The following is a 26,635-nucleotide window of genomic DNA, read 5'->3' as shown; positions in this document are numbered from 1 at the left end:
ACCCAAATATTAGTTATTTAGAGAGAATATCACCTGTATTTTGCAGTATAAGATTAGACTATTTCAACTCGTTTTCATGTTTAATATTCTATAATACAGTAAAATGGATCGTTTTTTGTAAATTTTGGATCGTTTTTGATAACAATGCTTAGGGTAAACCGGGGTAATTTAGCCTTATTAATAAATCAAAGATATAGTGATACCCATTTGAGGGAAATAGATTGGATCCGGTACAGATGATACCATTTGATTGAATCAATTATATCTGTAATTCAAACGGGAAGAACATGAAATTATCAGAACCTTATAAAAGAATTATAATTGAAACAATCTGTTTTCTGTACATCCTTCTATTTGTGTACGCAGCAATAAGTAAATTACTTGACTTTGAGAACTTCCGTGTGCAGCTAGGGCAATCTCCTTTATTAAGTGCTTTTGCAGGATCGATTGCATGGTTGGTACCAATAGTAGAATTGCTTATCTCCTTGCTGCTTGTTTTAAAAAGATGGAGATTAATCGGTTTCTTTGCAGCCTTTAGTTTGATGGTTATGTTTACCGCATACATTTATATAATTTTAAATTACAGCTCTTTTGTTCCGTGCTCTTGCGGAGGAATTCTTGAAAAGTTAGGATGGAAAGAGCATCTTTTTTTTAATTTTGTTTTCATAATGCTGGCAGCAGCGGGCATCCTGATACTGCGCGATGGGATGCCAAAGACATCCCTGATTTCAAAACCCGCTGTGCTTGTCAGTTCTATTTCTGCAGCTATTTTTTTTAGTATCGGAATTGTTGCACTGCTTTTTATGTTATCTGAAGATATTATGGCCAGGGAAAATCCATTTATCAGAAGATTTGATCAATATGCAATAAAAAAAATTGGGGAAACCCGTTTACAAAACTCCTCATTTTATCTGGCGGGTGTAGAGCACGGAAAAATATATTTAGGAAATCACGATGCGCCATTACAAATCATTGTTGTCGATAGTGCTTTCAAAAACAAAGAACATCATACCATACAATTAGACCGCGATGACTTTCCTTTTCGTTCCGTAGAAGTAAATATTCAAAGCCCTTATTTTTATGTTTATGATGGTATGGTCCCTGTGATTTACAAAGGGAAAACAGCGGACTGGAAAGCTGCAATAATTTACAATGGAAATCACTTTTTTACCAAGGCAATTGTCATGGACTCCACCCGAATTGCATTTCGTGGTCAGCAGAAAAATACCGGAGAACATTTAATGGGGACACTTCATTTTGGTAAAAGCATCGTTACAAAATTTTCTGCTGCTTTTTTGGAAAAGCAAATTGATGGAATATTTGATACCGATGGGACACTGCAATACAGCAAAGAACTCCGGAATTTAGTGTATACCTACTACTACAGAAACCAATATATTGTTGCTAATGATTCGCTTAGAGTACTATACCGAGGCAACACAATTGACACCACAACGCAAGCAAAATTAAACGTAGTAAAGGTAAAACTCTCAGGAGACACCAAACTTGCCGCGCCACCATTTATGGTCAACAAAACCAGTGCGGTTTATAACAATTTGCTTTTTGTTAATTCCGCGCTGAAAGGAAGATTTGAAAATGAAGAAGTTTGGACTCAGGCATCCGTAATTGATGTTTATGACATGAATAAAAAGGAATATTTATCCAGTTTTTATATTTATGATTCCGGAAAAATAAAGATGAAATATTTTCTTGTCACAGAATCAAATCTGTATGTGATTTCCGGTCAGATTCTACAAAGATATTCGCTTGGGAATTCCATTAAAAAAGCTTTTAAAAAGAAATAAAAAATCACGTGATTGATACCAGTTGGTAGCAGGAGTAAGATCGAAAACCTGTAAAAAAGAGTAGATCATTAATTTAAATTTTTAATATTATGAGAAATATTGCAAAAACTTTAGTATTGCCAATTGCAGCATTTGTATTGGCAAGCGCAGGTGCCGTAAGCACCAATGCGTCAAAAGAAAGTAAGGCTGATACCCTTTTAATTGAGGGGTATATCCATGATCCGCTGGCTACAAGTTGTGAAGAAGTAAATGTAGATTGTAAGGCCACACCCGGACCTGTCTGCATGTACAATGACGGCACAAGTAGTTTCCAGGTATTTAGAAAAGCGACGGACAATAGTCCGTGTAATCTTCAGCTTTACAGAAATACTCCGTAATTTTTAAATTGATTAAAAGGTAATGCAGTTCCTATTAGCAGGAACTGCATTATTTTTTGTCATTCTAATCCCATTTTGTTCCCGCAGTAATCCACTGTGCCGGTGGCTCTTTTTTTAAGTAATAATCAAACCACTGCTGTGTCCGTAATGTTAGGTCCTTTTGATTATTTTTATTAAAAACGACGTGTGGTTCATCGGGATATACCAGCAACATATGCTTTTTTTGTAATCTCCTCAGGGCTATATAAAAAGCAACGCTTTGATCCCAGGAAACCGTTGGATCTTCTTTTCCTGTCCATTGCAATAGAGGTGTGGTAATATGTGCTGCGTGCAGTATTGGGGAGTTACGAAAATAACTTTCCTTATCCTCATAAAATGTTTTGCCCATTCTGAATAGCTGGCTCTCAAACCTCCAGGCCTCTGGCGCCTGAATATCTTTACCGATACTAAAATACCATCTTGTAATATCACTTATCCCGGCTCCTGATATTGCTGCTGCAAAAATATCTGTCTGCGTGATAATAAAAACAGATTCGTACCCTCCGAAAGAGTGTCCTGTCAAACCGATTTTTTCAGGATCCACAAATCCCATATCGGTTACTTTTTTGACTGCCTCCAAAACACATGCCGTTGCTGAAACACCTGGATCTCCAGATTCATAAACGATATCCGGTAACAAAACAAAATAACCATTTAAGGTATAGTTCGTGATATTAAAACCTTCGTCATTATACTGGGAAGGATTTGTATATCGGTGGAGCCCTGCTGACCTTATTTCATAAATATGCACGATCATGGGGTATTTTTTTTCCTTATCAAAATCACCCGGATACAACAATATACCTTTCAATGGTTGCCCGGCTTTATTGGTATAATAGATCAGTTCTGATCTGCCCCAATTGTAATGTTGTTGTTGGGGATTACTGGCAAATAATTCTGTACTTTTTGAACTTTTATTCTGTTTAAACAACAAAACCGGAGAGGTATCAAATTTCTGTTCTATAAAGACATACGAGTTATTTTTGTTTCTTTGTATCTGATCAATTGCGCTGTCATTATGCGCCAGTAGTTTTTCTCCTTCTTTAGCATTCCAAATATAATATCCTGTAGAACAATCATCTTTATCAGCAGCTTCCAAAATTATCTCATTTGACAAATCAAACACTGCTGTACCTCTTGCGCCATATTTTGCTGAAAATTTATTGGAAAATTCATACTGACTGATCCTGAAAACGATGTTCTTCTCACGTCCACGGGTAAGTCTTTTACAACCGCTGCCATCCAAAGCTGCTATCCAAAGGTCATAGGTATCATAAAGTAGTATATACTTTCCATCTGAACTCCAACCCGGACAATTATAAGGCGAAACCGGAGGTGCAAAATCATCATTTTTTGAATCCCAAACAGTTGCACTACCACTGGTCAGATTTATGTACTTCACTTTATCAGGATCATAAAGCCACCAGTTGGTATCACGGTAATACGCTATCTGATTTCCGTAAGGGAAAATAATGAGGTTGTTTTCATCTGTGGGCTGTTGCTTCAAAAAAAGTGAGCGTGTATTCTTTTTCAGATCGGTAATATAATAATCAACATCCCCTTTCAATTTATAGTGAGGTGCGTAAGATTTAGGATTTGAATGGAGCACATACTCTTGTTTCCCTGTTAATTGAACATCAGGTAATTCAGTGGAAGATATGGGCATGCAACTACTGCTTTGGGTAAACCAAACGAAAAGTTTAGCAGTATCTTCCCAATTGCCAACACTTTTTTCCATAGGATAAATCCACGGAGAATTGCCATTCCATATTTCTACCTCCTGATCTTTTGTGTCTGATGATACAGATTTATTCTTTTTAACACCGAAAAAAACTTTAGTACCATCCTCAGAGATAGTCAGCTTCAAGTCGGCTGCAATATGCATCTCCGACATTCCTTTTAAATCTTTCGGTTCAAGGGTAAGTAGTTTTTTCTGCGGTATTTGATATAAAAATAAAGTATTGCTTTTTGTCAGGCTATCTGTCTCTTTTAAAAAAGCAATACTATTTCCACCTCTTTGCCATGTAAGCTTGTGAAATTGATGTTCATTCCCTAAAATAATTAGATCCCTCTTGTATTTTTTAAAATCTATAATCCCTACACTGTGGTTGTCTGGTATCTCGCTGCTATAAATCAGGCCGTCTCTTTTATCATTTAAAACATACCCGGTTACACCTTCGATAACATCTATAGCATTTGCGTTTTCATCCCTTATAGACATGGTACTTTTGGAACCGTACCTATTGCTTAGCGTGATAATGTATTTTCCGCTATTTACGATCTCGAAAAGAAATACATCAGCCAGTTCTGTCTTTTTTTGAGATTCCAAATCAATAAGGATTAATCGCTGTCCAGGTTCCTGATAAATAAAAACAGCAGCTTTTAAAAATTTACCGTTTGAACCTTTTGGGAATGAATATATTTTATTTTCACAAGTGCTTTTAACAAAGAGTGTATCTTGTTTGTTTTCATAGTTTAGCTTATAACTCGCCCAGTTCCCACTCTCTGACAGTGCCACATTACTAAAACTGCTCCACTGGGAATATTCCTCCGGAGTCAAATGCTTTTTCAGCTGTGCAACTGAAGTAAAGCACAGCAGCAAAAATAGACATACCGTAATTTTACGTTCCCTAAAATGAGCGACCTTGTGATTTGTTCTGTAGCTTTTCTTCATTTTAGATGGGTTTAATATCCGGTATTTTGTGGATTCAAATTGGGATTAGCACTCAATTCTTTCGCCGGAAGTGGCCAAAGCGCATCATTATCCGACCATTTCGGTTTTGAAATGGAAAGGACAGCGTCTAGACTGCCTACACGTTTTAAATCAAAAAAACGATGTCCGAATTCGGTAAAAAACTCCAGGCGGCGCTCTTTAATTATAGCTTCTCTAATTTCTATTGAAGAAACAGCATCTGTATTGGGCAGTCCTGCTGTATGACGGATTACATTCAAATCTTCCTTTGCTCCAATTAAATCCCCTTGCATGGCACGTGCCTCTGCGCGGATTAAATATTGTTCGGCAAGACGAAAGACAATGGAATACTCGTTAGAGTTTACCGCTTTGGCATTTAGTTTGTATTTAAACGAATGGTACCAGGTTGTCGATCCCTTTGAAATTGCTCTGATCCAATGTGTTTTTCTTTGGTCTGTTGGGTCAAATGCACTCACCAAATTTGCAGTGAGTGCCACTGTAGGAGGGGGGCCGGAATTAAAAATAAACAAATTACCTTCCTTGCTATTGGCGTTATCACTATCGGGTTTGAATTGCCAAATAGTTGTGGTACTTTCCTTTAGGAATATCTTGTCTAAATCCGGTTCCCAAGAGTAGAGAGGATTGTTTAAAACAGCCGATGCGCTATTTGCAGCTTCTGCCCATAATCCCATATAGAGGTAAACTCTTGCTAATAGCGCCTGTGCAGTGGCTTTATTAGGCCGAACACGCTGCGGGGAACTGTACTCCTCAGGTAATATGGAAGTCGCTTCCTGCAAATCAGCCATTATTTTGGTATAAATTTCAGGGGTTGGTGTTTTATGAATACTACTGTTATAGTTGTAATCAGTTACCGTCACATATGGAATATCTCCATAAAGATTAAGCAGATAAAAATGGATTAATGATCGCACAAAAAGTGCCTCACCCCGTAATCTGTCTTTATCTTTCTGTCCCAGTGAATGAGAAGCTGAAACACCTTCTGCTACTGCATTTGCTGCGTATATTGCATTATAGCCTTGATTCCACAAATCCTGTATGCCCGCCTCAGCCGAATAAAGCGAATTTGTATAAAAATAATTGGGATCGTTGGATTTGTAATAATCGAGTTCATCCGCATAAAGTCCCAGTCTGCAAGACAAACCGGTGGAAATACCTGTGAGTAATCCTGTATCGCGCAGTTTTGCATAAACGCCGCTCATAGCTGCATTTGCAGTAGTCACATCTTCAAACACAGTTTTAGAAGTTAGCTGTGAAGTAGGCAGGTCAACTTCTACAAAGTTGTCACAAGAAGTTGTGAGGATAACAATAACAATTAAAATTGAAATTGCAATCACTCTGATACTTGTCCGTTTTTCAAAAATGAAAAGCAGAAATGCATTGTATATAGTTTTCATAATAAAAATTATTGTGTTAGAAAATCAGTTGAACACCGATGGTATATATCTTTAATGGCGGAAGATATCCAGTGTATTTAAACTCTGGATCTCCTCCCTTGTAGGGAGTAAATGTCAACAGGTTTTGTCCTTGAAAAAACAGCTTACACTTTATCATCTTATCCATTTTAAGTGGTAAATCGTAACTCAGTGAGATATTTTTTAGCCTTATATAAGATCCGTCGACAATAGTTGCATCGCTGGCCTTATAATTGTAAAAAGCCGTTACAGCTTCACTATTTACCCCTGTGGTATTCAGTTGATACGTTGTCGTATCACCAGTTGTTTGCCACGCATTTGTCATAGCAGCTCTTTGGTTATAAAAAGCCCCTCCCGGAACATTGGCTATATAATCGTAGGTTTTTTGTTTGACAAACTGGAAAAGAAAGTCTAATTGCACATTCTTAAATTGAAATTGATTTTGCAGTCCTCCAAAATATTTGGGGGTCAGATCAGCAATCGTCTTTCTATCTTTATCCGCTGTAATAATGCCATCTGCGTTTACATCTTCAAATTCGTAAATTCCTGTTTGCGTATTAAGTCCTGTATAATGAAATACTTTTGTGATGTTTAACGATCTTCCTATCACATAATTATCTACATACGTTGAAGCCTCTAGTCCGGGGAATGAAATAAGTTTATTTTTTGATACGGCTACATTGAAGTTTGTTGTCCAATTAAAATTTTTATGGTCGATATTTAGCGTTCGAAGTGTAAATTCAAGCCCTTTGTTCTCAACGGTAGCGTCCAGGTTTGCGTTTACGGATGAAAATCCTGTAGTACCGGGAAGCGGTATGCCCACAAGTTGGTTTGAAGATCTATTGAGGTACCATGCAGTTGTCAGAAAAATACGGTCATGGAAAAAACCGGTTTCGAGTGCAACTTCAAATTTTTTATTGATCTCCCAACCAAAATTAGGATTGAACAATCTTATCGGATCGAGTCCGGTTCCCTGATACGATTTTCCCGATGAAGCATAGGTATTCAGAAATTGATAGTCTCCAATTTGATCATTTCCCGTAGTTCCATAACTCGCTCTTAGTTTTCCAAAGCTAATTACACCAGTATTATTTTTTAAGAATTTTTCATTAGAAAATAGCCACGCAGCTCCAACTGCTCCAAAAATTGCAAACTGCTTTCCCGGACCAAAGCGACTCGATCCATCTCTTCGTCCTGTTAAGTTGAGTATAAAACGTTTTTGCCAATTGTAATTGATTCTTCCAAAAAATGCCTGATAGCGGTACACCGTCTCATCACTCATGAAAGTATAGACAGAAGTTGCTGAAGCAAGGTCATACAGTAAGCTGTTACTTGCAAATCCATATCCCATTTGGTACAAGCGGTTGGTCTTTTGCTGCTGTGCCGTAGCGCCTAACAAAGCATCAAATTCTCCATTCCAGAATGTATGGCTCCAACGTATTTGCGGTTCAATTATCCAAGATTGCCTGTCTGTTGTATTGGTTAGCAGCACTGATTCACTACTGCCGATTTCAAACGCTGGATTGTACATTGTGGAGGGCATGGTACGCATTTCATTATTTTTAAGATCTGTAAATCCTAAATTTGCTTTAATTTCCAGATTAGGAATCAATTCGTAGCTAAGTACTGCGTTTGCAAGCAGGTCATTGGTTTTGATTTCTCCTGTACTAAGCAGGCTTGCCAGCGGATTTTCAAAGGTGTTGTTCTCCCAATTTAGGTTGCCGGTACTATCGTAGAGGGCAGGTGCATTTGGAGCTAATGATCTCGATATGCCTGTAAGGTCTGTGGAGGGCTGATTGTTTTTCTGGGAGGTATAACCTGCTGAAACGATCAATTTAAACTTTTTGTCGTCTGAGACATGGTTCATATTAAAATGGACAGCTCCCTTATTATATCCAAAGTCTCCAGGAAATACTGTTGTTTCTGTTCGGTAATTACCGCTTAAAAGATATTGGGTAGATTCTGAACCTCCTGCAACAGCAAGTTGGGTGTTGGTTATTTGTGCCGTCCCACCGATAAATACTGCCTGCCAATCCGTATATCGATTTTGATCCCACGTGCCATTGATATCATATGCTGAATCGGGATAAACGGTTATACCGTCATTTAAAAAAGCCTGTCGTCGCATTTCTAAATATTGGCTGGTATTCATAAGATCGATCATTTTCGTTACCTTTCCTATACCGGATGATGTGTTAATAGTAACGGTTGTTTTACCGGCTTTTCCCTTTTTAGTGGTAATCAGTACTACGCCATTTGCGCCACGAGAACCATAGATTGCCGTGGCATCTGCGTCTTTAAGTACTTCTATGCTTTCAACATCAGACGGATTAATACTGTTAAGCGGGCTTGTCTGACTGGCTGTTGTCGTGGAAGTTTCATTTGAACCTATGGACTCGGAAGAATATGGTACACCATCAATAATATACAGAGGGCTGTTACCATCTGCCCGTAAGCTATTTTGCCCTCTTATTTTTATTTGGAAGGATCCCCCCGCAGTACCCCCGTCCTGTATAACATCTACTCCGGCCATTCGCCCTTGCATTGTAGCGAGTACATTGGTAACGGGTTGTTTTTCGATATCCTTTGAATTGATTTTTGAAATACTTCCTGTACGTTCGCTTTCTTTTACAGAATAATAGCCGGCATTCACTTTTACTTCCTGAAGTGCCGTTGCATCTTCCTGGAGCTGCACATTAATTACTGAACGTCTGGCAACAGGAATTTCTATAGTTTTAAATCCGATATAGTTAAAAATTAAAATATCAGTAGGTGATACCGCTATCGAAAATTTACCGTCGAAGTCTGTGACAGTGCTGTTCTTTTGTGCTTTTACCGAGATACTGACCCCGGCAAGGGGAAGAGTACCATCGGTCACGATACCTATGACCTGTGTTTGTTGTTGGAAAGCAGAAAATCGCAAGGTATTGCGTGCTAAGGCTGGTGTGCAAAAGAGGTAGAACCCGAAAATAAACGGATACCAAAGTGCCGCCAACCCTTTGTTCAATGAAAAAGTTTTCATAATTTTGGGTTAGTTAATTTGAAACGAAAGTTTTTGTTAATTCAGTCCTCTGTACTTGTTTGATCGCTGGTTAGAGGACTTTTTTTGGCTTCAATAAAGCCTGATAATTTGCCTTTTTAAAAGCCTGCAACTATATAATTGACTAATTCAAAATAAAAATCATTGCATTGCAGGCAGTAAATAGAGCTTCAATTTTTTTTAATTCATAAGTAATGCCGGTTGGTTAGTTAATAGCTAAATGCAATACTTTGAAAAATGAAGAAGCGGTGCTATGAATGTAAGTAGAGAATTTTACCAAGGGAATAAAAAATGGCGCAGTAACTCAACTTATTGCACTAGAGGTACTGGAAATACCGAGCAACAATAAGTGAGCCCACGCCATGGTCGTGAGCATCTTAACTTATCATCTCGTTGCAAAATTTCCAGTTTTCTAGTGCGAGATTCAAAGCGAATGCTTCAAATATTTTTAAATGAAGAATCGCAAATATACACCTTATTGAGGTATACGTTTCGCAAATATATAAAATTATTCACAAACATGGTCGAATTCGACCATGTTTTTTTTCTTTAAAAATTTCAATTTGCTAGAAAATTGGTCATGATGGATAATAAGCACATTAATTTAGAATTCCGAAGCAAAATTGGAGATAAAATAAAACTCCTCAGAAATGGTGAGTCATACGCAAAGATTGCATCGCGTTGTAATTTAGACGCTACAAAAATTAGCAAAATTGAAAAAGGTCGTGTCGATTTTAGAATTAATACCATATTTGAAATTGCAAAAGGTCTCAGAGTACATCCCAAGGAGTTACTAGATATAGAATTTAACTTTAATGATTACTATAAGGAGATTGATCACACTTATAAATAGTTCGTGTGATATTTACTTAGAAAGATTTAATAAAATGATATGGATTTAATACATAGCAGAAGTTTTTTTTTAGACTCCTCCATAGATACTTTTCTAAATTTTTTGAATAATTTTTCTAAGTCCAAACTTGATTTACGAGCTCTTGGTCCGGCATCTTTAATGCCTTTTTTAATTGGAGATCCTGATCCTGTTTTAACGTTTCGATTTCGGAATGGATTTTTAATGCTAAATCTTTCATGATAATACTTATTAAATTAATGAGTAAAAATAAAAGTTTACCTCTTAGCTGCTGAAAAAAATGTCAAAACTAGTATTTTAAAACTTTAACTGACATGTTATAGCTAGAACATTGATGTTTAAATATGTACAAATCAATATAACATTAGTTCTGCATATCCTCCATTTTTAATTCTTCAATAAAATACTTGGGTGTTATTCCGGTATAGAGAAGAAAAGATTTAGCAAATCTTCTGGTAGTGCTAAATCCTGCCTCTTCGGCAAGAGCATCATGAGTGTAGTTCTGTAAAACCTTATCATTTCGAATCCTTTGAGCAATATTATCAACCTTAAGGCTATTAATGTACTCGTTGAACTTTTTGTTTCTGTGACGCGCAATAATTAGTGATAAATACTTAGTATTCGTATTGAAATAGCTTGCCAGTTTTGTGAGATTTAAATCTTTTTCAAGGAATTTTTTGCTATTTTCAAACTTTTGTAAACGTTGTAAAACCGCCTCCTCAGCATTCTTACTTATTGAAAAATCAGTGTCATCACCTTTAGAGGCTCTGGCTTTTTCTACATCTTCAATTTTTTGCAGTAATTTTTCATATTTCTTTCTAGCCTCTTTTTTATTTTTAAAATGCCTTACGATCCCATATACAATAATGAGAATCATAACACCGATGATAGAAATGAATATTTCATCATTATATTTTCGATTATTAAGTGAATCCTTGAGTTTTTGCTGCTCTTGAACCAGTTCCTTAGTGTCATATTCTTTGCGGATTTTTCCCTGAAGATGGGCATAGGTAACATGCAATTTCTTATCCACCTCAAGTAGTTTTTCAACATAACGCAACTGCTCCGGAAGCATATTTTTGTCTTTGTAATAAGAAATCATAAGCTCATAAGCTTCTCTTAAATCGGGACGAATATAACCTCGGTCGATAAAGCTTTTGTCAACTTTCTCGAAATAAACTAAGGCTTTTTCCTTATCATTTAAACCCCAGTAACTTTTTCCAATATAAAAGTATCCGACTGTCTCATTGGAGAAATCTTTATTCTCGCGAATGTCAGGCAATGACGATTGTATTTTTTCTATACCTATTGCATAGTTGTGAAGCATACTTTGGTTAACTCCTTCCGAATGTATGAAGTAAGGTTTCATATCTAAATTTCCGGTTTTTATCCCGTAGGCAATTCCCGTTTCATTAACAGAGGTACATAGACCATAATTTCCAACTTTGTTATAGCATACGCCCAGTGAATGCAGAGAGTTTAAATATGCCCTTACATTGGTGTTCTTAAAGTGGCTGATACACTCCTGAAAGATCGCGATTGCTTCTTCATAGTAGCCCAGATACAATTTTATCTGTCCAATATAATATTTCGTTTTGTAGATTAAATATTTATCATTGGTTTTTTTAATATAATCATCAGCGACCAAGTAGATGTCCATTGCCTCAGACAGACGTTTTTGGCCATAATAAGCAATGCCTTTTGATAGGTAAGCCGATCCAATAATTTCATTGCTTTTTGATCTTTTAGCGGCTATTACCATACTATCCGCATATTTAAGCTTTAGCATTTCCGGGGCATAGTGAACGTAGTTCTTATATGCATTTGAAAGCTCCTCCCAATTTTCTTCTGCTTTTGCTTTGATTAAAAAGGACAGCAGGTATAGTGACCTCCGCTCCGTCGTGTTATTACCGTCTTCTATACGATCAAAAAGATAGTCAAAATCCTTATTCTTTAACGAATCAGGAATATGAAACTGTTGGGCGTTTATAAGTTGAATCGAGCATAATGAAAGTATAAGTAAATATTTTGAAATCATAGGTTCGGTTTAAGTTGGTTTTTGGAGGAAACTATTCAAAAATATATTCACGCATATTGTTAGTAATGAATGATTTAACAAGGCGTAAAAAGCCAAATATAATTATAAAAACAGGAAAAACCTACAAAAGCAATGTGCAAAAATAGTGTGTCGATTTTCCGAAAAATGACAGTCATAATGCTGAAAATGTCCAAACAACCATTTGTGGGAGTCAGTTATCGCCTTTAGTTTTGGCTTTGAATTCAAAGCAAAAAATCTGGATTAATTCTCAGATTTCGTTCAGCTTTCCCCGGGTGAAAAATGAACTGACGAAAAAAAAGTAATCAGTCACATTTAACTCAATGTACACATGAAAAATTTAAAATTATGTCTGGCAATCTTGCCATTGTTTACAATTGCCTGCTCAGAAGAATATACAGGCGAAGTTATAGAAACTGCACACAAGACCGGTAGTGCAAAAAAAACCGATATCGGACCTGATAATACTGCAAATCCTTTCGATATCGCAGGTAGCATTCATAATGAAATCCTGGAAACTCTGGAGCAGACCAATTTTAATTCACAATCCGTCGAAGAGATCGCTATTTTGATCGATTCAGTTTCAGCCGTGTACCCTCCTGAGTTGGTATTATTATCGAGTAATGCTACATTGTCAACCAGGGTATCAGATATCATATGGATAGTCAATAGCAACAATGCCATCGACGATGTTCTGGCAGTGTCGAGCTTGGGAGTAAATGCCAAAACCAGCCTGCTGACATTTGTAAATTCTCTGGTGCTGGCTTCCGATGATCCATATGAGGATATTCACTCGATGATAATTTCCTATGAGGCGGGTATTCTGAGCAATACCGAATTCACAAGTGACGATAAACGCATAATCCTGACAACTACTTCGGTTGCCCGATATTCAATTTACGGCGAAAAGCGAAAAGATAAAGATTGGGAAACAGGTGTTACTAAAATTGCTGCTGCGGTTTCAGGTGCAGAAGAGTGTATGGTTTTGGGACTTAAAATGGCACTAACTGTTGGGCTGTGTCACAATAATAATATCACACAATAATGAATTGGATTGATTACATATTAGTAGTTTATGAGCGGGAAATTGCCATTATTCTAAGCGTTCTTCTCCTTGTAATTAATCTGGCTAACCTATACTTCATCATAGATTTTATGAGCTATGATGAAATAGGTTATCTCAGCCTTGAGAAGATTCACTGTTTCAATCTCTCTGATTTCCTGAGTCTATTTCTTGTCACTATAGTGTTAAATCTACTATTTGTGTTTGTCGCGCTATTTGCCAGAATTACCAAAGATCGCTGACGGCAAGTTTTCAAACTGCAATCAATTTCAATGACTTCTACAGTTAAATCTAAAAAAAGACAATATCTTGAAAATTCAAACGTATAATATCTGGTCGAAGGAACTAAAAGTGCTATATTTTTCGAAATATAAATCTGTAAAAGCATGTAATGCACTTTTGAAGCCCGGCTGGTTTTCTATGATTCTGATGGTATCAGGAACAATAGATTTTATTGTCGGCTCCTCTACAGTCCGACTATCAACAGGACAACTTTATGCTGTCCCTAATTTTGCTAAAGCGGGAACAATCGTATCCCCGGTAAGATTTTATCTGGTATCCTGTACAATTGCATTTGCAATTAATAACAGGATTGCAAGGTATGGAAGCGGGTATTTAGGAGTCATAACCAACCAGTCCGGTTTTGTACTCTCACTTTCAAAAGATGAGATGCAGCACATGATACAGTTGGCTGAACTGCTAAAGAAAAAGATTTTCATCAACAAGTATGGTGTTTTTCAGGATGAGATGGTTTTGCTTTGCCTTAATCTCATACTATATGAGTACAGTGCGCTCTATTATAAAAAAGACGAAAATGCATTGGCGATTTATAGCCGGACAGAAAAAATTGTTATGGATTTTATCGATCTGATACAGGAGTACAGTACAGGAAATCACGATGTGAAATTTTATGCAGATTCTTTATTTGTGAGCAAGGGGCACTTGCGTAAAGCTGTGCGTCGTATTACAGGAATGTCTGCCAAATATTTCATAGAGATGGCAATTGTCTCAGAGGCATACTTATTACTGGCTGACGATGATCTTTCCATTACAGATATAGCCGAACAACTTAACTTTAGAACATTACCATCATTTAGCATCTTTTTTAAAAAGTATACAAAACTCTCGCCGACCCAATATCGCCTGAAGCTAAGGCATTAATTTAGTTTCCTTTACCATACCCCATACTATGACACTAAATCCAAAACATTAATATCTTTTCTTGACTGTTTTTTGCATGTACAATCGCCTTTTTTTCCTTTAAGCTCATATATAATTTAGGTACAGGAATTGTCGCTATAGCGCCTGCTGTCTTGACAAAAGATATTGCATTAAAATCATGTCTATGAAATCACTGAATGCAATTATTTCCGAAATCCAGCGTAAAGAGGATAAAGTTTCGCTGGAGACTTCACATCTTATTGACGAGGCTTCCCAAATGACATTGTACCTAAAAGAATTGTTGCACACTACCCGGGAATATGTTTTAAAAGAAGGATTTAAAAATGAGGCAGAGGAAATAGAATTCTTTCGCAATATTAAGCCACAAATTTTGGGTCAGCTGATTTATTATAATAAACTATTCCGAATTGAAACTGCCTGCCCTGTGAAAAACGGAAAAATGTACCAGAAATTTTTCACCAGCCAGCTTCAGCTACTCAAACAGGAATTTAAAGAAGATATTTGCGAATCACATTTTTATCGCTATTACAGATCAGGTAGAAATGACCGGGATGATGAGTATTTTACGCGGGGAAAAATTAATTACAAGGACGGGCTAAACAGCTATGTCTTTGAAATAGACCATCAATTTTCGACGTATTACGATTCCAAAGTAGCCCGAATTATTGCAAATGAGCTTATCTATTCCTATTTGATAACTAAAATAAATCCTGATGATAGCTACGGATCATTAATGCAAAATCCTGATTCTGCCAAAGAAATTTTCTGGACAGACTCTAAGAATGCACTCATTGAACTGATTTATGCGCTGCATGCTTCAGGAGTGATATCGCATGGAAAGATTGGAATACGCAAAATGACCCTGGTCTTTCAAATACTTTTTCGTGTACCGCTCGGCGACGTACATCATTCTTTTCACCGGATGAAAGACAGGGCCGGAACAAGAACATCCTTTTTGGATCATCTGAAAATGTCATTAGAGCAATATATGGATAAAGAACAATAAGATTTTTTTAATCACTCATAGGCTTTACGCACTGCTATTGCAGTGCTTTTTTTTGCCCATATAGACCAATTGGCAAGGGCTGCCAAGTGGGATAATTCGTATGCTTATTTATTATTCGGCTTATATTTTATTGAATTATATGTAACTGTTCATAAAAAAAACAGGGTCTGTCAATGGGCAAGACTTGGCAGAAAATACTTTTTTACTGTGTCAATTTTGTGGTGTTGAACCTAAAAGAAAGATTATGAATATTGACAGAATGGAATTTATGGCCTGGATGGAGCGAATCATGGAGAGGTTCGACATCCTTATGGAATTGGCGAGAGGAGCTAAAAACCAACATACCGGAATTGACGGAGAAGAGCTGCTGGATAATCAGGATATTTTGCAAATGCTAAAAATAAGTGCACGATCCCTGCAGCGTTACCGTTCGTCAGGGAAGCTTCCATATTACACGATCAGTGGAAAAATTTACTATAAGCTCTCAGATGTACACCAGTTTGTCAGAGAAAGCTTTACGTCTTCCATGCCTAAAAAGCAAAAGGCAACGAGTGACTAGTAATGCCAATGGATGCCAGTTAAAATAGAATAATGAGCGCATATTTTACTTTCGGGGCTGAACTTAAAAATTTCAGACTATGAGCGAGCAAAATGCAGATAAACCACAACTACCTGAACAGTTGTCGGATATAATATTGGTACTGGATAAAGAGAAAATGAAAATAATGGCTGTAAAAGGCATTGATGAAAATGGAAAGCTGGAAACAGTTGAACCTACAAAGAAGAATCAGAACCAGTTTATGCGAGTAGATAAACAGGGTGATGTTTTTTCCAACTTCTTCTCCAATTTTTTCAGTCAATTGAAGAACCCTACCAACTTCTCCTTTTTCAAAGTTCCAGAACTTCTTGCAGTTGATACGGCAAAGGAAATACAGAAACAAGTAAATCATCCAACACCGGAGGGTGAAAAATTGATCAGGCAACACGAAGTGAAAGTGGCAGATGGTCAGGATTATAAACAAGAAAATAAAAACAATATGGAAGCAACACAAACAACACCAGAAACAAGTGAATATCGCTACAAACCGGAACAGATCGATTGGGAAACCATGAACAACCTTGGACTCGGCAAAGAGAAACTTGAAAAAATGAACCTGCTTGATCCGCTACTCAGAGGCTACAAGACCAATGAACTTGTACCTGTCAGTCTTAATCTGGGTACTGCGGTCACCCGCATGGATGCCCGTTTATCTCTTCAGGAAAAAGATGGGCAGGTAGTGGTAGCCATTCATGGCATCCGCAAAGAACCTAACCTGAATTATGCTTTTTTCGGTCACGAGTTTAGTAAAGAAGATAAAGAAAACCTACTAAAAACAGGTAATATGGGTCGTGTGGTCAATCTTACCAATCCCAAAAAAGAAAACGAAATCATCCCCTCCGTAATCAGTGTAGACAGGCTGACCAATGAACTGGTAGCACTTCGAACCGAATTTATAAAAATTCCTGACGAAATAAAAGGAGTAAAACTAAATGAAGACCAGAAGCGGACTTTGCTTGAAGGCAAACCACTTTACATAGAAGGAATGATATCCAAGAAAGGAGCTGCGTTTGATGCGACGGTACAGTACAATGCCGATAAACGTTTTGTAGAGTTTCTCTTTGACAGGAGCAACTCTAATAAACAGGATCAAGGAAATCAACAGAATCAATCGCACGAAGCTCCAAAAATCTTTAGGGATAAGGAGCTGGACAATGACCAATATCAAAAGTTCAAGGACGGCCAGACTATTTATGTCAGTGGACTTGTGGACAAGAAAGGCAAAGAATATAATGGCTATATCACTTTCAACAAGGAAACCAATAAAACAGATTTCTCATTTCAAAACCCGGATAAGATCAAGGAGCAGGCAAAACCCACAGAAGCTCATAAAACGCAGACAGCGGTTAATTCTGAAGGCACAACCAATGAGGCGACTAAGAATATCAAAGAGCCTTTGAAATCAGGACAAACAAATCCCGATAACAAAAAACAACAGGATGAACAGGAACAACAAGAAGCACCTGTTAAATCCAAAGGACTTAAAAGATAAAGGGCTATGAAAACAGTTATTGCAGAAAAACCCAGTGTAGCAAGGGAAATAGCCCGACTGCTGGGGGCTACCGAAAAAAAAGATGGCTATCTGACCGGTAACGGTTATTTTGTTACCTGGGCATTCGGTCATTTAGTAGGGTTGGGAATGCCGGAAGATTACGGCATTACAGGATTTCAGAAAAGATCCCTGCCAATATTGCCCGATCCTTTTTTACTGACCGTAAGAAAAGTAAAAAAGGACAAAGGGTATACAGCCGATACCGGAGCGCTAAAACAATTAAAAATAATTGAGCAGGTCATTAACAAAAGTGAAAAGATTATTGTAGCTACCGATGCCGGCCGTGAGGGTGAATTGATATTCCGTTATATCTACCAATACCTGAAATGTAGCAAACCCTTTGAACGCTTATGGATCAGTTCGCTTACTGAAAAAGCAATCAGGCAAGGCTTTAACAACCTGAAACCCGGAAGTGATCTTGACGCATTATATCAAGCTGCACAAGCCAGGAGTCGTGCCGACTGGGTCGTAGGAATCAATGCTTCACAGGCACTCTCCATTGTCGCAGACAATGGTATTTATTCGCTCGGAAGAGTACAGACACCTACGCTGGCTTTAATATGCAGGCGTTATCTGGAAAATAAGAATTTTTTAGTGCAGCAATACTGGCAGATACAACTGTCACACGCAAAGGAGTTCAAAGACTTTAAAAGCATTTCCAAAAACCGATGGGAAGATAAAAAGCAAACAGAAAACATCTTAAAATCTATCGAAAGAAATGGGAATACAGCTCTGGTCAGTTCCATCGAAATAAAAACCGTAAGTGAACAGCCGCCCTTGTTGTTTGACCTTACAGGATTGCAAAAAGAAGCCAATATAAAACTGAACCTGTCCGCTGAAGAAACCCTGAACATTGCTCAAAGCCTGTATGAAAAGAAATTTATTACCTATCCACGTACCGGAAGTAAATACATTCCTGAAGACATGTGGGCAGAAATTCCCAATCTTATCAGGGTTTTGCAGGTTATGGAAAACTATAAGGATACGGTAGCCAAAGTGAAATGGGGACATTTCAATAAACGTATCGTCAATGACCTGCGTGTTACCGATCATCATGGACTGTTGATTACCGAGAAAATCCCTTCGGCATTACCGGCAAAGGAAAATGCAGTTTATAACTTGATTGCCTTTCGACTATTGGAAGCAATTTCTGAGACCTGCACAAAAGAAATAACCGATATTACTTTACAGGTTTTGCATTACGATTTTGCCGTGAAAGGCTGTAGGATACTTGAACCAGGATGGCGTTCCATCAAAGGCAGTTTTTCTGATAATGATACTGAAGCTGTGCAGGAATTGCCCGAACTCAAAAAAGGTGATGAACTTAAAATAAAAGATGCCTCAGTTCTGGAAAAGAAAACCAAACCACCTATACTTTATACTGAAGCAGGACTTTTATCGGCTATGGAAAGTGCCGGAAAGGAAATAGAAAACCAGGAAGAGCGCAAGGCATTACAAAGCATAGGTATCGGTACACCAGCTACTAGAGCTTCCATTATCGAAACTCTTTTTGCCCGTAATTATATCCAAAGGGAATTGAAATCCCTGCTACCTACAGACAAAGGATTGCAGGTGTATGAACTGGTTAAGAACAAGAAAATTGCCGATGTAGCGATGACCGCCCAGTGGGAATTGGCTTTGCAGAAAATCGAAAATAACGAAACTGATTCCGGGGCTTTTCAAAAAGAGATAGAAACATATGCAGAGTCGATTACCAATGAACTGCTGCAAACTTCGATTGTACAAACCAATCTCGCTGCGCTTATCTGCCCGAAATGTAAAAAACAGGACTTAATTATCAGGGATAAAATTATCAAATGCACGGACGAAACATGCAACTGGTTACAGTTCCGAAATGTTTGCGGAGTGCTGGTCAGCATAGATGATATTGAAAATCTTGTCACTAAAGGCAGAACCTCGCTTATTAAAGGAATGAAAAGCAATGCAGGAAAGGAATTCGACGCTTATATCGTATTGAATGAGGATTGTACAACCTCTTTTGAATTTGAAAAAAATAAAATCCGTAAAAAGTAATGGAGAATAAGCCCGTCATTAATCCTGAAGAAATCCATAAGCTGATTTATTCCATAGGTGGAAAGCAGGTGATGCTGGATAGTGACCTCGCTTCTTTATATCAAGTGGAAACAAAGAACCTCAACAAAGCCGTAAAAAGAAATATTGAAAGGTTTCCTGCTTCTTTTTGTTTTCAACTGACCGAAGAGCAGGTTGCAAACTTGAGGTTCCACTTTGGAACCTCAAGTTTAAGCTACGGTGGAAGACGTTACTTTCCCTATGTTTTTACAGAACAAGGAATTGCAATGGCCTCTGCCATACTCCGTTCGGAAATTGCCATTAAGGTCAGTATCGAAATTATGGAAGCCTTTGTAGAAATGAGAAAGATGCTTATCAGCAATGCTTCTTTATTTCATCGTCTGGATAAGATTGAAATTAAACAACTGGAAGCTGACCAAAAATTTGAAGAGATTTTTAAGGCACTGGAAAATGATAAACCGCACAGCGAAAGAGGTGTTTTCTATAACGGACAAATTTTTGATGCCTATGCTCTTGTATCGGGTATTATACGTAATGCCCAAAGGTCCATTATTCTCATCGATAATTATGTGGATGAAACGGTACTCACTTTATTGGGCAAACGCAACGATAGCGTAACAGCGACAATCTACACCAAAACGATCAGTAGCCAATTGCGGCTTGACTTACAGCGATACAACAGTCAGTATCCTCCGGTTGAGGTTGAAACCCTCTCCGATGCACACGACCGTTTTTTAATTATTGATAACACAGAGCTCTATCATATTGGAGCATCATTAAAAGATCTAGGCAAAAAATGGTTTGCCTTTTCCAGAATGGATATTGAGGTTGGAAGAATGCTCCAGATTTTAGCCATTTAGCCAAATTCTAAACAAAACATAATATGGATATACCAAACAAAAATCTGTCGTATTTCAGGTTGCGATTACAAGAGCTATTGAATACAAGCTTTCCTGAAAAAGCGCACGATGTTAAATTTATTGACCAGCGTTCAGGTTGGGCAGCGAATAGCTATGAAGGTGCTTTTTTGGCAGGTAACTCACCGAGTCAATGCGACCACATTGCAGATTACATTCTTTTTGAAGGATTGCACTTCTCCAGGTTTGACATTATTTTCCAAGTAGTCTGTAACGAATTCGACACAAGAATGGCAGATGAAGAATTACGCCCGTTTGCATTGAAGATGCTTAGGGTTTGCCAATCCGTTTTTACCAACTACAGATTGACTGATGACTTTGCGTACACCGCGGAGTTTGACCTGCTCTATACGGAACTCACAGGAACGATAGCTATTTGGATAGAAGATAATGGGCTTCAATAAACGTCAACATCTCCAAAAGAATATTGATGCCTTACGAATTGCTTTTAAATTGGAACAGGAGAACCGCAAAGCCTCCGTAGGCGAAAGGCTGCTAATGATGCAATATAGCGGATTTGGTGGCCTTAAATTCATATTGAACCCTGCCCAAAACCCGATAGACATCAACCATTGGCGAAAAACCGAGCACGAACTGTTTCCACTCACACAAGAACTGCACAAGCTTTTAAAAGAAAATACTATTGATGAAAAGCAATACCGCAGTTATGTGGACAGCATGCGTAGTTCCGTACTTACTGCATTTTATACCCCTCCTTCCGTAATTAATGCCATTTCTACTTCCTTGAAAGAAACCGGCATAAACTTCCAAAAAATTCTTGAACCCTCTGCAGGTATCGGCTCTTTTATTGAATCGTTTGCAGAAAAAGATGTGGCACAGGTTACTGCTTATGAAAAAGATTTGCTCACCGGTAAAATTTTAAAGCAGCTCTATCCCGAGAATACAATCCGAGTTAATGGTTTTGAAGAAATACCAGAAAGAGAACAAAACAGCTATGACATAATAACCAGCAACATTCCTTTCGGTGACACTTCTGTATTTGATCTTTCTTATTCCAGAAGCAAAGATACATTTAAAATACAGGCTGCCCGAAGCATCCACAATTACTTTTTTCTGAAAGGAACCGATATGCTTCGTGATGGGGGCTTATTGGCTTTTATCACTTCACAAGGTGTCCTCAACAGCCCGAATAATGAAATCATTCGCAAGGCAATGATGCGCGATAACAATTTAGTTTCAGCCATCCGATTGCCCAATAACCTGTTTACCGATTATGCGGGAACGGAAGTCGGCAGCGACCTTATTATACTTCAAAAGAACACAGAGAAGCAAAGTTTGACCGAAGCGGAAGAATTGTTTTGCCAAAGCAGATTGACGCAGCATAATACATTTGATAATGGTTTGTTTCAGGATAGTACAAGAATTGTTCACACCGAGAGTGCTTTAAAGACTGATGCTTACGGGAAGCCAGCATATATCTATATGCACAAAGACGGTGTAGAAGGTATAGCTAAAGATTTGAAACGGATACTTATGGAAGATTTATCCAATCGGCTCGATATGGGATTATACAAAGGCGAAAGGAACATAGAAGTTGATATACAAACTCCCATAGCGCAACAACCAGCACCTCCCGTTACCGAACCAGTAACAAGTAAAGCGGAAACACAACTATTCTCTGCACCGGTAACAAGCAATGGGATTACAGAAAAAAAGGATAAGCAATTAAGTATTTATGACCTGTTTGAAGAAATGGGAGAAACAGCGACCGTTGATGTTCCTGTTAAGATTAAAAAACAACGAGGTAAAAGAAATAGAAGTGTAGGGGGGAAGCAGTTAGACATGTTTGGTACCCTGATGCCACAAACATATGCACGAACAGCTTCTAACACTCCAAAAAACGAAAATAAACCAAGCGACAAACAGGTAGAAATTGGCGATCTTTTTTCTACAGTAACTGAAAATGGTCAGGTTCAAACGGCAATCGCAAGAAACACTGTTCCGGAACCTGCAATTTACTCCAAAGAAATAAAGCCTTTTCACCGTAGCGATTGCCTTGTGATGGATATGGGCTGGGTTGGCTATCTCAAAGATTTTGAAAGTGATAAGCAGCAGGCAATATTTCATCCCTTGCAGTTATCTCCATTACAGAAAGCAAGAACCGAAGCTTATATTGCTGTGCGTGATAGCTACCTTGATCTTTACCAAAAAGAAGCCCAGCTACAAACCCAACATAATGATGAAAGGGACAAGCTCAATAGATTATACGATGCCTTTGTAAAAAAGTATGGCAACCTGAACACTGCAGAAAATATCAAACTCATCAAAACAGACAGTTCAGGCAGGGAAATCCCTTATCTGGAACGCGTTGTTGGCGGTGTAATCCACAAAGCGGATATATTCCATCGTCCCGTTAGCTTTTCCATCACCACATTGGCAACGGATAATCCCGATGAAGCGCTAGCTGCATCACTAAATAAATTTGGTAATGTCGATCTGGATTATATGTCCGTTATAAGCAGTATTTCTACCGACGATTTGAAGCAAGCATTGCACGGGAGAATTTTTTACAATCCCCTTCAAAAGGAATACGAAATATCAGAGCGATGGATAGCAGGTAACGTGGTCGAAAAAGCTCAGGAAGTAAAAGCTTACCTGGAAAACAGTCCTGCTGATGAGGAAGCCAAATTAAGCCTTGCTGCTTTGGAAGAGGCCCGGCCAAGACGTATTGAATTTGAAGAACTGGATTTTAATCTGGGCGAGCGCTGGATACCAACAGGTATTTATTCCCGTTTCTCTTCGCAACTTTTCGATACTGAGGTGCGTATCCACTATTCCGAGAGTAGTGATGATTTCAACATAAAATGCGACCAGAAGAATGTGCATATATGGGATAAATATGCTGTAAAATCACAAAGCCGTACCTATGACGGTATTGCACTTATCAAACACGCACTGGTTAATACTACTCCTGATATAACTAAAAAGATCATTGTTGGCGACCAGGAAGTAAAAGTGCGGGATATGGAAGCCATACAGATGGCAAACACCAAGATCGATGAGATTCGCACCGCCTTTAACGACTGGCTTCATGCCCAAAACGATGAGTTTAGAAATAGGCTTACTAATCAGTACAACGATACCTTTAATTGCTTTTTACGTCCGCAGTATGATGGAAGTCACCAAGAATTCCCTGGACTGGACAGAAAAGCATTGGGTATTGACGACCTCTATTCCAGTCAGAAAGATGCTGTCTGGATGATAAAACTCAATGGAGGTGCCATCTGCGATCACGAAGTGGGTGCAGGAAAAACACTCATTATGTGTATTGCCGCACAGGAAATGAAGCGTTTGGGAATGGTACATAAACCTATGATTATGGGTTTGAAAGCCAACGTCCATGAAATTGCAGAAACTTATAGGACTGCCTATTCGCATGCCAAGATATTATATCCCGGAAAAGAAGATTTCACACCACAAAAGCGACAAAGAATTTTCGGCGATATTAAAAACAACGATTGGGATTGTGTGATACTCACGCACGAACAGTTCGGCATGATACCTCAATCACCCGAAATGCAAAAAGAAATTCTGCAGACGGAACTCGATAATGTGCAGGATAACCTTGCGGCTTTGGAAGCACAGGGAAATGAAATCTCCAGGGGAATGCTTAAAGGGGTGATCATCAGAAAACAGAATCTTGAAGTTAAACTCAAAACCTTAGAGCACGATATTGAAAATCGAAAAGACGATATAGTGGACTTTAAGATGATGGGCATTGACCATTTACTGGTAGATGAGAGTCATCGTTTTAAAAACCTAATGTTCAATACGCGTCATGAGCGGGTTGCCGGATTGGGCAATATGCAGGGAAGTCAAAAGTCAATCAACCTGCTTTTTGCCATCCGTACCATACAGGAGCGTACCGGAAAAGATTTAGGCGCAACCTTTCTTTCGGGTACGACCATCAGCAACTCACTAACCGAATTGTATCTTTTATTCAAATACCTTCGGCCACAAGCTTTAGAAAAACAGGGTATCAATTGTTTTGACGCCTGGGCAGCTATCTATGCAAGGAAAACGACAGATTATGAATTTTCTGTAGCCAACAATATCGTACAGAAAGAACGCTTCCGTTACTTTATCAAAGTGCCGGAACTGGCACAATTCTATTCGGAAATCACAGATTACCGGACTGCTAACGATATCGGGATTGACCGTCCTGAAAAGAATGAAGTACTGTACAATATACCACCTACGCCAGATCAGGAAGACTTTATCAAAAAGCTTATGGAGTTTGCCAAATCAGGAAATGGAACATTGTTGGGAAGGGCACCATTGTCGCAGAGTGAAGAGAAAGCCAAAATGTTGATTGCGACGGATTACGCCCGTAAGATGTCGCTCGATATGCGAATGGTCAGTAGTAAATATGATGACCATCCTGATAACAAAGCTTCTCATTGTGCTGCCAATATTGCTAAATACTATAATGGATTTAATGCACAGAAAGGAACGCAGTTCGTGTTTTCAGACTTGGGAACCTACAAACCCGGAGAATGGAATGTGTATTCGGAAATAAAACGTAAGCTGGTAGAAGATCATGGTATTCCGGCAAATGAAGTTCGCTTTATACAGGAAGGCAAGAATGATAAGCAACGTAAAGAGCTTATCAATGGTATGAACGAAGGAAAAATCAGGGTATTGTTTGGCTCAACCGATATGTTGGGAACAGGTGTAAATGCACAAAAAAGAGCTGTTGCAGTTCACCATCTTGATACGCCTTGGCGACCAAGTGATCTTGCCCAACGTGACGGAAGGGCAGTACGAAAAGGAAACGAAATTGCCAAGTTCTTTGCAGATAACAAAGTTGATGTGATTATCTATGCAGTAGAAAAATCACTGGACAGCTATAAATTCAACCTGCTTTACAATAAACAGCTTTTTATTGACCAGCTGAAGAACAACAATCTGGGCAAACGTACCATTGATGAAGGCAGCATGGATGAAAAGTCAGGTATGAACTTCTCTGAATATGTAGCTATCCTTTCTGGAAATACGGATCTTTTGGAAAAAGCAAAGCTGGAAAAACAGGTAGCCGGATTGGAAAGTGAGAAGCAGGCGTTCAACCGTTCCAAGTACAGTTCAAAATACAAGCTGGATGATATTACCGCAACACTGGAGTCTGCGAAATCGCGTCTGGAGAGAATGACCCTTGATTTGGGAAACCTGCAGCAACGCTTTCAAAAGCATTCAGATGGTACTATTGCAAATCCGGTTAAACTTGACGGCTTATTACCGAATGCAGATATGAAACAGATTGGAACCAAGCTTAACGAAATTGCGGAGAAAGCCCGCACAGGTGGTCAGTATGAAGAGATTGGTAGCCTATACGGTTTTACATTATTAGTAAAAACTGAAATATCGGAAAAAGAGGGTATGGATCTAAAGATTAATCGATTTTTGGTTCAGGGCGAAGGCATTATCAAGTATACTTATAATAATGGCATCATAGCTAAAGATCCGCAAACAGCGGCTATGAATTTCCTGAATGCTCTGGAAAAGCTGCCGGGCTATATTGAGCAGGAACAAAAAAAAATTATCGAACTGCAAAAAGACCTGCCCGTAATGCATGAATTGGTAAACAGTACATGGACAAAGGAAAGCAGGCTTAGTGAATTGAAAACAGAATTGGCTGCTGTTGATAGAAAAATACAATTGTCTATTGCTCCCGAAAATAAGGAGCAAATGGTTGAAGAACAGCAAGAAACTATTCAAATCAATAATGTTCTGGCTCCCCTTGCTTTAAAAAAAATGTAATAATATTGCCAGTTAATGTTTTATGGTTTTATTATTTAGCATCTGCCCACCAGTTTGCCAATCAACGGTTTTAAATTTATTTTTATTATTTCGTATCCTATAGTTGATTAATTGAAGGATACGAACTGAATTATTTATGTTTGTAGTTTTTTTATTATAAAAAAATGTATATTA

16 protein-coding genes and 1 pseudogene are annotated in these 26,635 nt (G+C 38.2%); 12 read left to right on the top strand and 5 right to left on the bottom strand.

Annotated features, from left to right (window positions below):
- Positions 1 to 287: 287 nt before the first annotated feature.
- Both IUY40_RS13900 and IUY40_RS13895 read left to right on the top strand, forming a co-directional pair.
- Positions 288 to 1,805, top strand: a complete 1,518-nt coding sequence (locus tag IUY40_RS13900; protein WP_195737467.1) for a MauE/DoxX family redox-associated membrane protein — start codon at positions 288 to 290, stop codon at positions 1,803 to 1,805.
- 89 nt (positions 1,806 to 1,894) lie between these two features.
- The gene (locus IUY40_RS13895) at positions 1,895 to 2,182 is read left to right on the top strand and encodes a DUF6520 family protein (RefSeq protein WP_195737466.1); all 288 of its coding nucleotides are present in this window, start codon (positions 1,895 to 1,897) and stop codon (positions 2,180 to 2,182) included.
- A 64-nt stretch (positions 2,183 to 2,246) separates the two neighbouring features.
- Here IUY40_RS13895 and IUY40_RS13890 read toward each other — a convergent pair whose 3' ends face one another.
- The 3 genes from IUY40_RS13890 to IUY40_RS13880 are packed head-to-tail and all read right to left on the bottom strand — an operon-like array spanning position 2,247 to position 9,368.
- The gene (locus tag IUY40_RS13890; protein ID WP_195737465.1) at positions 2,247 to 4,895 is read right to left on the bottom strand and encodes a prolyl oligopeptidase family serine peptidase; all 2,649 of its coding nucleotides are present in this window, start codon (positions 4,893 to 4,895) and stop codon (positions 2,247 to 2,249) included.
- A gap of 11 nt (positions 4,896 to 4,906) precedes the next feature.
- Positions 4,907 to 6,328 carry a RagB/SusD family nutrient uptake outer membrane protein gene (locus IUY40_RS13885; protein ID WP_195737464.1) on the bottom strand — a complete coding sequence of 474 codons (1,422 nt, stop codon included), beginning with the start codon at positions 6,326 to 6,328 and terminating at the stop codon, positions 4,907 to 4,909.
- Between the two features lie 16 nt (positions 6,329 to 6,344).
- Positions 6,345 to 9,368 carry a SusC/RagA family TonB-linked outer membrane protein gene (locus IUY40_RS13880; RefSeq protein ID WP_195737463.1) on the bottom strand — a complete coding sequence of 1,008 codons (3,024 nt, stop codon included), beginning with the start codon at positions 9,366 to 9,368 and terminating at the stop codon, positions 6,345 to 6,347.
- A 598-nt stretch (positions 9,369 to 9,966) separates the two neighbouring features.
- Here IUY40_RS13880 and IUY40_RS13875 point away from each other — a divergent pair.
- Positions 9,967 to 10,239 carry a helix-turn-helix transcriptional regulator gene (locus IUY40_RS13875; protein ID WP_195737462.1) on the top strand — a complete coding sequence of 91 codons (273 nt, stop codon included), beginning with the start codon at positions 9,967 to 9,969 and terminating at the stop codon, positions 10,237 to 10,239.
- Between the two features lie 26 nt (positions 10,240 to 10,265).
- Here the strand turns inward: IUY40_RS13875 and IUY40_RS19495 are convergent.
- Both IUY40_RS19495 and IUY40_RS13870 read right to left on the bottom strand, forming a co-directional pair.
- Positions 10,266 to 10,477: pseudogene (locus IUY40_RS19495) on the bottom strand (histone H1).
- 144 nt (positions 10,478 to 10,621) lie between these two features.
- A complete protein-coding gene (locus IUY40_RS13870; protein WP_195737461.1) occupies positions 10,622 to 12,295 on the bottom strand; it encodes a tetratricopeptide repeat protein in 1,674 nt (557 codons plus the stop codon).
- 349 nt (positions 12,296 to 12,644) lie between these two features.
- On the opposite strand from IUY40_RS13870, the gene IUY40_RS13865 reads away from it, so the two are divergent.
- The 9 genes from IUY40_RS13865 (at position 12,645) to IUY40_RS13825 (ending at position 26,461) form a co-directional block, all read left to right on the top strand.
- A complete protein-coding gene (locus IUY40_RS13865; protein WP_195737460.1) occupies positions 12,645 to 13,358 on the top strand; it encodes a hypothetical protein in 714 nt (237 codons plus the stop codon).
- Between the two features lie 327 nt (positions 13,359 to 13,685).
- Positions 13,686 to 14,537 (top strand): AraC family transcriptional regulator, encoded by an 852-nt coding sequence (locus IUY40_RS13860; protein ID WP_195737459.1) that lies wholly within the window; start codon positions 13,686 to 13,688, stop codon positions 14,535 to 14,537.
- A 184-nt stretch (positions 14,538 to 14,721) separates the two neighbouring features.
- The gene (locus IUY40_RS13855; RefSeq protein ID WP_195737458.1) at positions 14,722 to 15,564 is read left to right on the top strand and encodes an RteC domain-containing protein; all 843 of its coding nucleotides are present in this window, start codon (positions 14,722 to 14,724) and stop codon (positions 15,562 to 15,564) included.
- A 244-nt stretch (positions 15,565 to 15,808) separates the two neighbouring features.
- Positions 15,809 to 16,123, top strand: coding sequence for a helix-turn-helix domain-containing protein (locus tag IUY40_RS13850; RefSeq protein WP_195737457.1), 315 nt, complete (start codon positions 15,809 to 15,811; stop codon positions 16,121 to 16,123).
- Positions 16,124 to 16,202: 79 nt separating this feature from the next.
- Complete coding sequence (locus IUY40_RS13845; RefSeq protein ID WP_195737456.1) at positions 16,203 to 17,654, top strand: DUF3945 domain-containing protein; 1,452 nt, start codon at positions 16,203 to 16,205, stop codon at positions 17,652 to 17,654.
- 6 nt (positions 17,655 to 17,660) lie between these two features.
- Positions 17,661 to 19,748: a type IA DNA topoisomerase gene (locus IUY40_RS13840; protein WP_195737455.1), complete on the top strand. Its 2,088-nt coding sequence runs from the start codon at positions 17,661 to 17,663 to the stop codon at positions 19,746 to 19,748.
- Complete coding sequence (locus tag IUY40_RS13835) at positions 19,748 to 20,626, top strand: ORF6N domain-containing protein (RefSeq protein ID WP_195737454.1); 879 nt, start codon at positions 19,748 to 19,750, stop codon at positions 20,624 to 20,626. The genes IUY40_RS13840 and IUY40_RS13835 overlap by 1 nt, the downstream gene beginning before the upstream one ends.
- A gap of 23 nt (positions 20,627 to 20,649) precedes the next feature.
- A complete protein-coding gene (locus IUY40_RS13830; RefSeq protein ID WP_195737453.1) occupies positions 20,650 to 21,087 on the top strand; it encodes a DUF1896 domain-containing protein in 438 nt (145 codons plus the stop codon).
- Positions 21,074 to 26,461, top strand: coding sequence for an N-6 DNA methylase (locus IUY40_RS13825; protein WP_195737452.1), 5,388 nt, complete (start codon positions 21,074 to 21,076; stop codon positions 26,459 to 26,461). Before IUY40_RS13830 ends, IUY40_RS13825 begins: the two co-directional genes overlap by 14 nt.
- Positions 26,462 to 26,635: the final 174 nt, after the last annotated feature.

The sequence above is a fragment of the Flavobacterium sp. ALJ2 genome, assembly GCF_015594725.1.
In the GTDB taxonomy this organism is placed as follows: domain Bacteria; phylum Bacteroidota; class Bacteroidia; order Flavobacteriales; family Flavobacteriaceae; genus Flavobacterium.
This window is presented reverse-complemented; position numbering and strand designations above follow the sequence as displayed.

Coding starts and splice junctions, on each gene's coding strand:
- IUY40_RS13885 (WP_195737464.1), bottom strand. CDS start 6,328: ATGAAAACTATATACAATGCATTTCTGCTTTTCATTTTTGAAAAACGG.
- IUY40_RS13875 (WP_195737462.1), top strand. CDS start 9,967: ATGATGGATAATAAGCACATTAATTTAGAATTCCGAAGCAAAATTGGA.
- IUY40_RS13825 (WP_195737452.1), top strand. CDS start 21,074: ATGGGCTTCAATAAACGTCAACATCTCCAAAAGAATATTGATGCCTTA.
- IUY40_RS13830 (WP_195737453.1), top strand. CDS start 20,650: ATGGATATACCAAACAAAAATCTGTCGTATTTCAGGTTGCGATTACAA.
- IUY40_RS13900 (WP_195737467.1), top strand. CDS start 288: ATGAAATTATCAGAACCTTATAAAAGAATTATAATTGAAACAATCTGT.
- IUY40_RS13890 (WP_195737465.1), bottom strand. CDS start 4,895: ATGAAGAAAAGCTACAGAACAAATCACAAGGTCGCTCATTTTAGGGAA.
- IUY40_RS13865 (WP_195737460.1), top strand. CDS start 12,645: ATGAAAAATTTAAAATTATGTCTGGCAATCTTGCCATTGTTTACAATT.
- IUY40_RS13845 (WP_195737456.1), top strand. CDS start 16,203: ATGAGCGAGCAAAATGCAGATAAACCACAACTACCTGAACAGTTGTCG.
- IUY40_RS13855 (WP_195737458.1), top strand. CDS start 14,722: ATGAAATCACTGAATGCAATTATTTCCGAAATCCAGCGTAAAGAGGAT.
- IUY40_RS13880 (WP_195737463.1), bottom strand. CDS start 9,368: ATGAAAACTTTTTCATTGAACAAAGGGTTGGCGGCACTTTGGTATCCG.
- IUY40_RS13895 (WP_195737466.1), top strand. CDS start 1,895: ATGAGAAATATTGCAAAAACTTTAGTATTGCCAATTGCAGCATTTGTA.
- IUY40_RS13835 (WP_195737454.1), top strand. CDS start 19,748: ATGGAGAATAAGCCCGTCATTAATCCTGAAGAAATCCATAAGCTGATT.
- IUY40_RS13850 (WP_195737457.1), top strand. CDS start 15,809: ATGAATATTGACAGAATGGAATTTATGGCCTGGATGGAGCGAATCATG.
- IUY40_RS13870 (WP_195737461.1), bottom strand. CDS start 12,295: ATGATTTCAAAATATTTACTTATACTTTCATTATGCTCGATTCAACTT.
- IUY40_RS13840 (WP_195737455.1), top strand. CDS start 17,661: ATGAAAACAGTTATTGCAGAAAAACCCAGTGTAGCAAGGGAAATAGCC.